Source organism: Dethiosulfovibrio russensis (assembly GCF_021568855.1).
Taxonomy (GTDB): domain Bacteria; phylum Synergistota; class Synergistia; order Synergistales; family Dethiosulfovibrionaceae; genus Dethiosulfovibrio; species Dethiosulfovibrio russensis.
This window is the reverse complement of record NZ_JAKGUG010000005.1, coordinates 240837-253545: the sequence shown is the minus strand read 5'-3', so window position 1 is coordinate 253545 and position 12709 is coordinate 240837. Positions and strand designations below refer to the sequence as shown.

At 54.4% G+C, this 12709-nt stretch carries 10 protein-coding genes; 9 read left to right on the top strand and 1 reads right to left on the bottom strand.

The genetic code is table 11. The annotated features are described in order from the left end of the window. Positions 1-75: 75 nt before the first annotated feature. From L2W48_RS07820 to L2W48_RS07785, 8 genes are all read left to right on the top strand, one after another. The gene (locus L2W48_RS07820; protein WP_236099281.1) at positions 76-1080 is read left to right on the top strand and encodes a TAXI family TRAP transporter solute-binding subunit; all 1005 of its coding nucleotides are present in this window, start codon (positions 76-78) and stop codon (positions 1078-1080) included. A 76-nt stretch (positions 1081-1156) separates the two neighbouring features. Then, complete coding sequence (locus tag L2W48_RS07815; RefSeq protein ID WP_236099282.1) at positions 1157-3067, top strand: TRAP transporter permease; 1911 nt, start codon at positions 1157-1159, stop codon at positions 3065-3067. A gap of 59 nt (positions 3068-3126) precedes the next feature. Next, on the top strand, positions 3127-3453 hold the full coding sequence (locus tag L2W48_RS07810) for a DUF3870 domain-containing protein (protein WP_236099283.1): 327 nt from the start codon (positions 3127-3129) through the stop codon (positions 3451-3453). Between the two features lie 145 nt (positions 3454-3598). Beyond that, entirely contained in the window at positions 3599-4687 is a 1089-nt protein-coding gene (locus L2W48_RS07805; RefSeq protein ID WP_236099284.1) for a dipeptide epimerase, read from the top strand. 35 nt (positions 4688-4722) lie between these two features. Next, the gene (locus tag L2W48_RS07800; RefSeq protein ID WP_236099285.1) at positions 4723-6024 is read left to right on the top strand and encodes a GntT/GntP/DsdX family permease; all 1302 of its coding nucleotides are present in this window, start codon (positions 4723-4725) and stop codon (positions 6022-6024) included. An 18-nt stretch (positions 6025-6042) separates the two neighbouring features. After that, entirely contained in the window at positions 6043-6834 is a 792-nt protein-coding gene (locus tag L2W48_RS07795; protein ID WP_236116526.1) for a serine hydrolase, read from the top strand. Then, complete coding sequence (locus tag L2W48_RS07790; protein ID WP_236099287.1) at positions 6831-7991, top strand: DUF819 family protein; 1161 nt, start codon at positions 6831-6833, stop codon at positions 7989-7991. The genes L2W48_RS07795 and L2W48_RS07790 overlap by 4 nt, the downstream gene beginning before the upstream one ends. A 233-nt stretch (positions 7992-8224) precedes the next feature. Continuing rightward, complete coding sequence (locus tag L2W48_RS07785; protein ID WP_236099288.1) at positions 8225-10552, top strand: hydratase; 2328 nt, start codon at positions 8225-8227, stop codon at positions 10550-10552. Between the two features lies 1 nt (position 10553). On the opposite strand, the gene L2W48_RS07780 is transcribed toward L2W48_RS07785, so the two are convergent. Beyond that, a complete protein-coding gene (locus tag L2W48_RS07780; RefSeq protein ID WP_236099289.1) occupies positions 10554-11438 on the bottom strand; it encodes a LysR family transcriptional regulator in 885 nt (294 codons plus the stop codon). Positions 11439-11604: 166 nt separating this feature from the next. On the opposite strand from L2W48_RS07780, the gene L2W48_RS07775 reads away from it, so the two are divergent. Then, positions 11605-12486, top strand: coding sequence for a phosphate/phosphite/phosphonate ABC transporter substrate-binding protein (locus L2W48_RS07775; RefSeq protein ID WP_236099290.1), 882 nt, complete (start codon positions 11605-11607; stop codon positions 12484-12486). Positions 12487-12709: the final 223 nt, after the last annotated feature.

Sequence of the window (12709 nt, the reverse complement as noted above, 5' to 3'; positions counted from 1 at the left end):
ACATCCCATACGACGGGAATGTATTATATAAAAAGGGTGTTTCACCCTACGATATAAACTTCAAGGAGGGGTTTCATGATGAGAAAGGGATTCATTGCAGCGTTGCTAGCGGTATTTGCACTGTCTGCCGCCGTGGCTGGAACGGCTCAGGCCGTCGAGTTCGTGACGATCGTCACCGGTTCCACCGGCGGTACATACTATCCGGTAGGGACCATAATAGCTAACAGCATGAACAAAGAGATGATGTCCAAGGGAGTCAAGGCTTCGGCTCAGAGTTCCGGCGGTACGATCGAGAACCTCAAGATGCTCAAGAACGATGAGGCTGAGATGGCCATAGCTATGTCCAACCTCACCGGCTTCGCCTACAAGGGTGTCGGCACCTACGAGGGAAATCAGATCCCGTCCCTTCGTTACGTTATGGGGCTTTGGCCCGACGTCACCCAGATCGTTGTCCGTAAAGAAGCGGGAATCGAGACCTGGGGAGACCTCAAGGGCAAGAGAATGGCGGTAGGACCTCCCGCCTCCGGGACCGAGTTCACCAGCAAGCTGGTTTTGAGAGCCGTGGCCGGATTGACCTTCGAGGACATACAGCCCGAGTACATCGGCTACAGCGAGGCCGCTCAGGCTCTTCAGAACGGCAGACTCGACGCCTTCAACGCCGAGACGGGATACCCCGTTTCCGCCGTGTCCGAGCTCTACGCCGGACGGGTTCCAGTGGGGATGCTGGAGTTCTCCGACGACGAGCTTGACGAGCTTCAGCTGGAGGCCCCCTATTATGCCAGGGTGGTAATCCCTGCCGACGTGTATCCCAAGCAGACCAAGCCTCTCAACCTGGTCGGAGTCAAGTCTGCCCTTATCGTCAGCGAAAAGGTCAGCGACGAGATCGTCTACGAGACCCTCAAGGTCATCTACAACGACCGCGAAGCTATGAAGCAGGCTCACGCCGCCTTCACCAAGGTCGACTACGACCACCCCATGGCTGGACTCTACGGCGCTCCTCTTCACCCCGGTGCCGTCAAGTTCTTCAAGGAACAGGGCTTCGAGATTCCCGGATCCCTTCTTCCGCCCGAGGCGAAATAGGTCCCACGTAGACAACACCGTGCGGTGCCGGCTCATGCCAGCACCGCATTTTTGGATTTTGGAGGGAGTGGTTTAGTTGAATATTCTGAGTGTCTTCAAGCCTGGGGAGCATATCCCTAACAGGGATTTCTCCGGTCATGTCAGAACCTTCGCCGTCGCACTGGCGGTTTTCACGTCTCTTATACATTGCTGGATGAACAGCGTAGGTCTGATGATAACCATAAAGATGAACGCCATCCACCTTGCCACTATGATGGCATTGGTGTTCCTCTATTTCCCCGGAACAGCCAGGTCCAGACGAGATCAACCTACCGCCCTTGACTGGCTGTTTACCGGGCTCGCTTTGCTGGGCGGTCTTTACGTGGTCATGTGTTATGACCGTCTTTTGGCGACCAAGCTGGAGGTTACCCAGCTGGACCTCATAATTTCGGTCATGACCATGTGTCTTCTGGTCGAGGCATCTCGTCGGGCGGTTGGCTTGCCCTTGACCCTGCTGTGCGTTTTCTTCCTGGTCTACACCAAATTCGGTCCGTATTTTCCAGGTCTTTTCGCCCATAGAGGTTTCGACTGGAGCAGGATAATAACCCGTATGGCCCTCACCGACCAGGGGATATATGGCGTCACCCTAATGGTCTCGTCGTCCTACGTGTTCATGTTCATACTGTTCGGGTCCTTCCTGGCGGCCACCAAGACCAGCGAGTTCTTCAACGACTTCGCCCTGGCCCTGGCGGGACGCTACAGAGGCGGTCCTGCCAAGGTCGCGGTGATAGCGTCAGCTTTGATGGGCAGTATCTCCGGCAGTTCCCAGGCGAACGTGGCCACTACGGGAGCCTTCACCATACCTCTCATGAAGAAGGTAGGATATAAGCCTTTCTTCGCCGGAGCGGTGGAGGCCGCCGCCAGTACCGGAGGAATTCTGATGCCTCCGATCATGGGAGCCTCCGCTTTCATAATGAGCACTTTCCTGGGGATTCCCTATGTCAAGATAATGTTGGCAGGCGTATTCCCCGCCTTGCTGTACTACGGTGCGATCTTGACCATGGTCGACCTCAGGGCCAAGAGCAATGGCCTGGAGGGATTGCCCAAGGAGGAAATCCCCTCCATGAAGACGACCATGTTGGACAAGGGGCACATGACCATACCTCTCGTACTGATAGTCTATTTCCTTGTCGCCGGCTATACCCCGCTGTTCTCCGCTTTTCTGGGGTTGATCGCTATAATCGTCCTCTCGTCCTGCCGTAAATCCACCCGAATGGGTGTCAAGGATTTTATCGGGGCGCTGGACGGAGGGGCCAGAAGCGCCGCTCCTGTCGGAATAGCCTGCGGGATAGTAGGTTTCATAGTTGGAGCCGTCGGCATGACCGGCGTAGGGCAGGTCATAGCGATGAACATAATAATGTTCGCCGGAGGCAAGCTCTGGGCGGCCTTGATACTGTGTATGCTGGCATCCATAGTTCTGGGCATGGGGCTTCCCGCTTCGGCCTGTTACATCATAACCGCCACCATCGCGGCCCCGGCCCTGCAGCAGATGGGGGTTCCCGCTCTGGCGGCCCATTTCTTCGCCTTCTACTACGGGACGATGTCGGCGGTGGTTCCTCCTGTCGCTCTCACCAGCTATACAGCCGCTGGACTGGCCAAGGCAGCTCCGACGAAGGTGGCGGTGGTCGGTTTCGGACTGGCGATGTCCGGGTTGCTTCTGCCCTTCCTGTTCGTCTACAACCCGGTGCTGCTCTTCGTCGACTTCACATGGGCCAAGTTTCTTCCGACCATCCTCTGTGCCGTGGTGGGGGTTTTCTCTCTGTCCGCCGGGCTCATAGGGATGTTGAGGGCCCATATGCCCCTGTGGGAGAGGGTGCTTTTTGCCGCCAACGGTATAGCTTTGGTCAACCCTCTTAAGACGGTTCGTCTGATGAGTCTCGCCTTTTTCGCTTTTCTCTTCCTCCAGCATTGGATGAGAAACAGGGAACTGAGAAAAAAGACGGTCTAATCTGTCAGACAGACTTGAGGTAATCGACGAAAAGAGTTATAATAGTAAGATAAGTGGAGGTGAGCGATCTGTCTGGCGATTGTCCGGTATGCGTGATAGGCAACGCTAGAAGTGCCAGCGATAACCCGATCACCCATACTTACTCTCATTTCTTCATAACCTTCATCGCCGACCCCGATACGGGAGAGATACTCGACATGGAAGCCTCCTTCACCCTGTCCTTGACCAACAGGTTTTTGAGAGACCTGTTCCTAGGCAGATCTCTGGCGGCCGTGGACGAGGGGCTTCTCGAGGCGGTGAGGACAAGATATCTGGGGTCATCTCAGAAGGCCATTGCCGTAGCCTACAAGGATGCGGTGAAGAAGTTCGTCGCCGCCTTCATGTAAAGAGAGAGACAACTAAATAGCTGCTTTGCCTGTCGGCCTGATCGGTGTTCCCGGTCAGCGAGGAAGGTGAAATCCAGCGGACATAGACCTCTAGCGAGGTCCGTGTCCGCTTTTTGTTTTAAACGAGATCGGAGGAGATGATCAGGTGAGGATAACCGGAATTAAAACAGGGACCATATCGGTTCCCCTGAAGAAACCTTTCAAGACGGCGGTAAGATCGGTGGATGCCGTAAGAGACGTCATAGTAGCGGTAGAGACCGATTCGGGGACGATCGGTTACGGCGAGGCCCCACCGACGGGAGCCATAACGGGTGACACGACGGGAGCCATTCTCGGAGCCATCGACGACCATATAAGGCCGACTTTGCTAGGGCGCGACGGAGAAGATCTGGAGGGAAACTTAGAGGTTCTTCAGGGTTGTATGGTAGGCAACACCAGCGCCAAGGCCGCCCTCGACATAGCCCTTCACGATCTGTGGGCCCAGTCGATCGGTGCCCCTCTCTACAGGCTTTTCGGAGGGAGCCGGAAATCGGTGGAGACCGACGTCACGGTGAGCGTAAACGAGCCGGACGAGATGGCTCAGGATGCCTTGAACGCCGTGGAGAGCGGTTACAGGGTGATCAAGATAAAGGTCGGCAAGGAGTCTTCCAAGGACTTCGATCGTCTCAAGGCAATAAGAGAGGCAATCGGACAGGACGTTGAAATAAGGATAGACGCCAACCAGGGATGGACCCCGACCGAGGCAGTGGATATTCTCGATCGGATGGAGAAAGCTGGTTTCGACCTGGAACTGGTGGAACAGCCAGTTAAGGGCAAAGACCTGGACGGGATGGCCTACGTCACGGCCCGTACGTCCATCCCCGTCGTGGCCGACGAGAGCATATGGAGCGCCTCGGATGCCCTGGAGATCTTCCGTCGCAAGGCGGCAGACATGGTCAACATAAAGCTTATGAAGTGCGGCGGCCTAGCCGAGGCGAGACGGATAGTTGCGGTGTCGGAGATATTCGGGGCTCAGGTCATGCTGGGAAGTATGCTTGAGGGAAAAATATGCGCCTCCGCTGCGGTGCATCTGGCGGCGGCTTATGGGGCGATAACGAGAATAGACATAGACGGTCCGTTGCTCTGCGCCTCCGACCCCATAGTGGGCGGAGCGGACTTCAAAGGACCGGATATCGGGGTCTCCGAAGCTCCCGGTCTGGGGGTGATGTCCTTCGACGAAATAAAGTGGCATTGATTTTATTCTTATCTCATTATTAGGGGGTTTTTTTTATGGAGCAGGGGAGTCTTTTAGGTCTTATACCGCTGGCAGTCTACATCGTTCTTTGTTTTACCAGATTTGGCCAAATATTTGCCGTCATCGCGGGGATGCTGGTGGCTGCAGTTATAGGTCATCACGGTATTATGGACATCGCTGCGGCGCTGAGAGGCGGATTGGGTTCGTTTTTAGGCTATATAGGCATGATCATACTCCTTGGGGCTGGCTTAGGGCAGGTCTTGAAAAGAACGGGGGTAGTCAGACATCTGGTCTTTATGGTGACTGAGAGATGGAACATCAACTCTCAAAACAGGGCTTTCCTGGTGGTCATGTCCTGTTCCGTTATCATAGTGAGCTTTCTTGGTACTATGGCGGGCGGTAACGCCATACTCGCGCCTATCCTTATCCCGATTGCGGCGGCGGTCGGAGTTACACCGAATGCTATGGCGGTGCTCCTCCACGGGGCCGGTGCATCAGGGCTCTTTTTGGGACCTTTCACTCCTCCCATGGTGGCCTTGATGGAGTTCACTGGGCTGTCCTATCCTCAGGTTCTATTGAACGCAGGCCTACCTGTCTCGATAATAATGTGGTTTGTTACCTTTTTTTGGGCCAGGAGGGTTCAAAAAATCTCGGCAGGTAAGAATCGCTATTCTGAGGAGGATATCGCTAAAGAGAGTGCTAACTGGAAGCCCGACGCCTCCGTTCGTAGGGCTACCCTGGTTTTTCTGGTTACCATGTTCTCCATGGTCGGTTACGGTATTGTGATAGAGGGTGGATCGACCTTTGTCGTCGCAATAATGCTCGTTACAGCCGCTTTGACCGGTATAGCTGCAAAGCTTGGGCCGGTGGAAATCATTGACTCTATATGCGATGGTGCCAAGAACTTCATATGGCTTTTCTTCTTCTTCGTGCTTCTCGATCCTTTTATCAACTTCATCCAGGAGACCGGTGCTTTCCAGGCCCTCGCTGCTCTTCTTGAGCCCATGGTTCAGGATGGTGGGACGGTGGGCTTCGTCGCTTTCTCAACCATGGTTGGTATCTTTGGGGTTCCAGGAGCAGCCGTAGCCCAGGCAGAGGTGCTGAATAAAATGTTCCTACCTCTGGTGCAGAGTTTGAACATCCCTATGACCCTCTGGGTCGCCGTCCTCCTTATAGGGTCTCAGATGACCTCTTTCGCCATTCCAGAGGGGGACATGCAGGGGCAGATGGGGTTGGCAAGATCCAGTGATCTCAAGTCGGTGCTGTGTAACGGGTGGTTGATAGTCCTCTGCACCACCATATACGTCATTATAAGAGCCATGATAACGGTGATGTAGTTGGCTATCTCGGATGATTTGGCTTCATTGGTCTCGTCTTTCGAGGGGATTGGGGCCACCGCTGGGGTGGTGGTCTCCGCCACTGGGTCCGATTTCAGGTGGAGCCATAACGACTTTCGTCAGTTTCCATCCGCTAGCCTTATAAAACTAGCGGTGTTGTGGTCCCTGTTTAAGGGCGACGATGCTGGGCTTTGGTCCCTCCAGGATGAGGTGGATATACCTAAAGATCAGGTTGTGGAGGGAGGACTTCTGCACCTTTGGGCTCATGGTGGTCGTCTTCGACTCGACGATCTGGCCCTGCTCATGATCGCGGTGAGCGACAATACCGCCGCAAACCTCCTTATAGACCATATCGGCATGGAGAGGATCAACGAGGATATCTCGTCATTAGGGCTTGAAGACACAGTTCTAGGCCGTAAGATGATGGATTTCGAGGCAAAAAAAATGGGCAAGGATAACTATACATCTCCTCGTGATCTGGAGAGACTGATTGGTTCCCTGACCGGTAATTTCTCTGCGAGGGAGAGGGTCTTGAGCATGATGTCCTGTCAGAAGCTGAGGTCTAAACTACCTGGCGATATCCCTGTATCGGATGTGGACGATCTTGAGGGGATTTTGGCCCACAAGACAGGGGAGCTACCAGGATCGGAGCACGACTGCGGCGTGATTTTTCATCGGGGAGAAAATCCCGTCATAGTTGTGGTATTGACGGAGGGGATTGGTTCTCCCGAGCATGGGGTTGAATTCTGTCGTGATATAGGCAAAAAAATATATGATGAATTTAATGCTGAAGGAGAGGGGACTTTATGATCACCAATGGTTTTTCTTATCTCGCTTTTATCCTGTTTTTCGCGGGGCTAGTGGTTTTGGCGGAGCGGCATTCGAAAGGGAAGTTTTTCGAGTACGTTCCTGCGGTTGTCCTTATCTACTTCGTGTGTATGCTTTTCTCCACCTTCGGCCTGTGGAGCAAGACGGACAGCGTAAATGCAGTCTACAAAGGAGTAAAGGGCAATCTTCTTCCTGCGATGATATTTCTCATGCTTCTTCGATGCGACCTGAGGAAGATTATGAAGCTGGGTCCGAAGATGCTGCTTGGATTTTTCGCCGCCTCCACCAGCATCGCCTTCGGTTTTGTCGTCATGTATCTGCTTTTCAAGAGCAACCTGCCCGCCGATGGTTGGAGAGCCTTCGCCGCCCTCTCTGGAAGCTGGATGGGCGGTACCGGCAACATGGTGGCCATCCAGGGAGCCTTGAATATCGCCGATGCCGATATGGGCTATACTCTTCTTATCGACTCAATCGACTACTCGATCTGGGTCATGGTCCTTCTGGGTATGGTTCCCTACGCTATGAAGTTCAACAAGTGGACAAAGTCGGACACCAGCGCCATCGATCAGGTGGGAGCCGAGCTCTCCAGGCATCACGAAAGTCTGCGCAAGGAGACCACCTTTAGCGACATGATCTTCCTCCTCGGCGCCGCTTTGGCCGTATCCGCCGCCTGTCAGTGGGCTTCCGGTTTCCTTCCGAAATCGGCCTTCATGTCCGGTACTACCTGGACGGTTCTTCTGGCCACGGTGATAGGGGTGCTCTGCGCCATGACCCCCATGTACGGTCTTCCCGGTGCTTCTCAGATGGCGAACACCATGCTTTATATGATCGTCGGGCTTATCGCCTCCAGAGCCAACTTCGCCGAGCTCACCGAGGCTCCCATGTATATACTCGCCGGATTCGTCATACTCGGTATCCACGCCTTGAGTCTCTCCATAATAGCCAAGCTCTTCAAGCTCGACCTGTTTACATGCGGTGTGGCGAGCCTGGCCAACATCGGAGGGGTGGCTTCCGCCCCGATCCTTGCTGCCGCCTACAGCGACGCACTTGTCCCGATCGGAGTCCTCATGGCGATGATGGGCTACGTGGTAGGAACCGGTGGCGGACTTATCGTAGGAAAGATTTTGTCCATACTGTAGAAAGCAATGACATCTCGATCTATAAACGTCCCCGATCATCTCCTGTTAGAGATGGTCGGGGATTTTTTAATTCAAGCTCAAGGAATACGGCGTTTCTCTGGACTATGGATCGGCATCCCCTGCAATGATATCTTTGCATCGATCAGCATAAAAATACGGCATTAGATGTGATGGCTTGCAGGGGATATACTCAAATAGAAAGACAGATAATTCCCGGAAGGAGCTGGAGCATTTTGATTTCCCTGGTGGATAGGCCGGTATATCTTTTCAACGGCGATGTGCTTTGCGAGAGGTCGGAAAAGGTCGGGAAGGCAGAGGTGGAGAGTCTCATGTCGAAGGCGGGGCTGATGCCCGATGCGAAAGCTCTGCCTACCGTGCCGGGAGTCGGGACCATGGCCTACGGTATCATCGATTCTCACGACACTAGCGGTGGAAAGGGCGGTCTGCGGCTTCGCTTCGACAAGCTGACCTCTCACGACATTACCTACGTGGGGGTGGTCCAGACCGCCATAGCCTGCGGACTTACCGAGTTTCCCGTTCCCTACGTTCTTACCAACTGCCACAATAGCCTGTGCGCCGTGGGGGGGACCATCAACGAGGACGACCATGTTTTCGGCCTCTCCGCTTGCAGAAAATTCGGCGGCGAGTACGTTCCCGCACACGTGGCGGTGATCCATCAGTACATGAGGGAGATGATGGCCGAGAGTGGGGCCATGATCCTAGGGACCGACAGCCACACCCGTTACGGAGCCCTCGGGACTCTGGCCGTAGGCGAAGGCGGGCCGGAGCTTGTCAAGCAGCTTTTAGGTCGGACCTACGACATGGCCCGGCCCGGCGTGGTGTGCATATATTTGAAAGGCGCTCCCAGTCCTGGCGTCGGACCTCAGGACGTCGCCCTTGCCATCATAGGAGCGGTCTTCGAGAACGGTTTCGTAAAGAACAAGGCCATGGAGTTCGTCGGGCCCGGCGTCGGTTCTCTGAGCGTCGATTTTCGGCTGGGTATCGACGTCATGACCACCGAGACAGCCTGTTGGAGCTCCATATGGCGTACCGACGAGGCCATAAAAGAGTTTTACGGCGTACACGGTCGTCCCGAAGCCTATAAAAGGATCGATCCGGACGACGTGGCCCTATACGACGGAGCAGTGGTGGTGGATCTGGACAAGGTGGAGCCCATGATAGCCCTGCCTTATCACCCGAGCAACGCCGTCACCATAAGAGAGTTCGTCGAGAACCCCGTGGATATGATAGAGGCCGTCGAGACGGAGACCGCCAGGGTGATGGAGAACAGCTCGCTGAGGCTGGGGCTCATGGATAAGCTTGTGGACGGTCGTTTCACCGTGGATCAGGGAATCATAGCTGGATGCTCCGGAGGAACCTTCGAGAACGTAGTCGCCGCCTCTCAGATACTGGACGGAGCCGACACCGGGGCCGGTGAGTTCTCACTGAGCGTCTATCCGGCCAGCCAGCCGGTAAACATGGAGCTGGTGGCGAACGGTTCCATCGGAAAGCTCATGGCCGCCGGCGCCATAGTGAAGACAGCCTTCTGCGGACCCTGTTTCGGGGCGGGAGATACGCCATGTCACAGAGGTTTCAGCATCCGTCACACGACCAGAAACTTCCCTAACCGTGAGGGCTCAAAGCCGGGAGAGGGACAGATATCGGCGGTGGCTCTCATGGACTCTCGCTCCATAGCGGCCACGGCGGCAAACGGCGGAATTCTGACCCCCGGAACGGAGTTTGCCGACAGACTCGAGCCCGTTCCCTACCGTTTCGACGGCGAGGTCTACGACAAAAGAGTATATCGCGGCGTGGGCAGGCCCCATCCCGAGGAAGAATTGGTCTACGGGCCGAACATAAAGCCCTGGCCGGAGATATCCCCTCTTCCCGAGGATCAGCTGCTTTTTATGGCAGCTGTCATCGAAGATCCCGTCACGACAACCGACGAGTTGATACCGTCCGGCGAGACGTCGTCGCTTCGTTCCAACCCGATGAAGCTGGCCGAGTTCACCCTATCCAGAAAGGAGCCCCGTTTCGTAGGCCGGGCCAAGGTGGCTCAGGCCCTGGAGGATTGCCGCAAAAAGTCTGTCGCTGACGGAACTCCCCTGTCCGATGATCTTGCCGAGATACTATCTCTGGTGGGAGAGCATGTCGATGTCGGAAGGATCGGTATCGGGTCGGCGGTATTCGCCGTGAAGCCCGGCGACGGTTCCGCCAGGGAACAGGCGGCTTCGTCCCAGAAGATGCTGGGAGGTCAGGCCAACGTGGCGGTGGAGTTCGCCACCAAACGGTATCGCAGCAACCTCATAAACTGGGGCATGGTTCCCTACGTGGTCGAGCCTGAGGAACAGGGCAAATTCCGTGCGGAAGACTGGCTTTACGTGCCGGGAATCCGAAGGGCCGTGAAAGAGGGTGCTACCGAGATTCAGGCGTTTCTCCTAGGGGATCATGACAGAGAGCCCGTGACTTTGAAACTGGTCGATTTGGAGAAGGAGGACAGGGATATAATCCTCTCCGGATGTCTTATGAACTACTACAGAGACTGTTCGGACAGACAGTAGCCTACCGGGCGAGGGGGCGTTTAAACGCTACCTCGCCTTTGACGAATTCCACGAAGGCCGCCAGGGCCTTGAGCCCTACGGCGTTCTCCCGGCAATACAATCTGGTGTCTCTCCGGAGCGGATTTCCGTCGGGGAACACCAGCATCTCTCCGTGGAGTTCCGTCGCCTCCTCCAGGCATAGACCGGAAAGTATCGCATATCCCAGCCCTTTCCTGACCATCTGTAGGCATATATCGACTGTGTCCACCTCCATGGAAACTGTGGGAGGGACGGAGTAGCGACTCTGCCACCAGTTTCTTATGTCGGTCTCCAGCGGTCCGTCGGTGCGGTTGTGGATTCTCGGCATCTCCGGCAGTCTGTCAATGTCCAGCGGTTCGGAGCTTACGACGTAATAGAGGCCGTCGTCGTCCATCTGATGGCTGAGCTCCGGCCACTTGAAATCTCCCCTGGCGATTATCAGTTGAGCCTCGTCGGACAACAGCATGTCGTAAACCCTCTGGCTGTGGCCGGTTCGAACCTTTACCTCCACGTCGGGGTACTTGCCGCAGAAGGACTTCAGCAGATCCGGGAGTCTGTATTTGGCGAAGATATTGGCGCATCCTATGCGAAGCGTCCCTCTGACTCGGTAGTCGTCGCCGTCCAAGGAGTCCTTGAGGTCTCTCAGACCTTTCAGTGACTTTCTGGCGTAGTCCACCAACCTCTCTCCCTGAGGGGTGAGATCCACTCCCCTGCCTCTTCTGATCAGGATGCGACAGCCGAACTCGCTTTCCATATGCTGTATCCTCCTGGTCACGGCGGGTTGAGACATATACAGTCTCTTCGCCGCCTGGGTGACGTTCCTCTCCTTCCATAGCGCCTCTACAATAAGCCAATCCTTTTCGTCCATCTTCGTCCCTCCTGAAATTGCCTATGGGTACCTCTAAAAACTTACGTTCTAGGGCTAGCGTTTTTAGAGACTCCCTTACTAGAGTCCTCGATATGATATAGGGTCTCCGTCCCGCGTTTTTCTCTTTTCCAGGTGCTAGAATGTATTGGTTTAAGGAGGAGAGAACATGAGCCTTACCAAGGGAAAGGTCGCGATTGCGGCGATGTCGTTTGTTTTCGTCTTTATTTATTCCATACTTTCTCCGGCCTTCGGCGCCCATTATCGTTTCGGCGTCTTCCCAGGGTCGGATCCTTCAAAAATAGAAAAAGCCATGGGCTATCTTGCGGATTGCATGAACCGCGTAGGAGACGACGATATATCGATAGTAGTGACGAGAGATTACGGTGAGCTTCTGAGCCGAATGCTGGAGGGCTCCCTCGACTTTGCCTTCATCAACACCGTAAATTATATCGAGCTTAAAAACAAGATGCTCGGTGTCAAGTATATGGTAACACTTATGAAGAGGACGGATGCGAAGAATATCGCTGAAGGCTACTACTATTCCTACATCGTATCCTTGAAGAATCGAGGTTTTTCTTCCGTTCAGGATCTGAAGGACGGAAGTTTCGCCTTCGTGGACAGGAGCTCCAGCTCGGGATACGTCTACCCCCGATATATGTTGGGAAAAATGGGAATCGTACCTGACGATTTTTTTAAGAAAGTATATTATCTGAGCCGTCACGATAGGGTCGTGAAAGCTCTGTTGGCCGGATCCGTAGACGGTGGAGCTATCTCGGACGGTATGTACTGTAAGGCGGTGGAGATGTACGGCGATATATTTTCCGTGCTGGCAGTGTCGGACCCCATACCTTTGGATTTAATTGTAGCTTCGGAGAAAGTGCCTGCGACTAAGGTAGAGGAATATGTAAAGGCCCTGCTTCGATTATCGTCGAATTCGGATTTCCGTATCGAGATGGAGGAGCTTTTCGGTTGGTATGTAGAGGGCTTCTGCGTTCTTGACGATTCCGTTTACGATAAGGCCCGAGAGGTTCTGGACTTTGAAGGTTAAAAGACGATCCTTAAAAAGGGATGTGCTGGGAATCGTAATGATTTCCTTCGGTTTTTTGAGCCTGATGTACGGGGTCATGTTGAAACAAGTCGTGGACGACTATCAAACGGCGAGGGCGAATGAGCGAGGTCGAATTTTCGATACGGTGACCGATAGACTTCAGGTAGCTTTGGATAACCTCGTTGTATTGAGTACAAACCTATCTCTCCCTAAGGATGTTTCA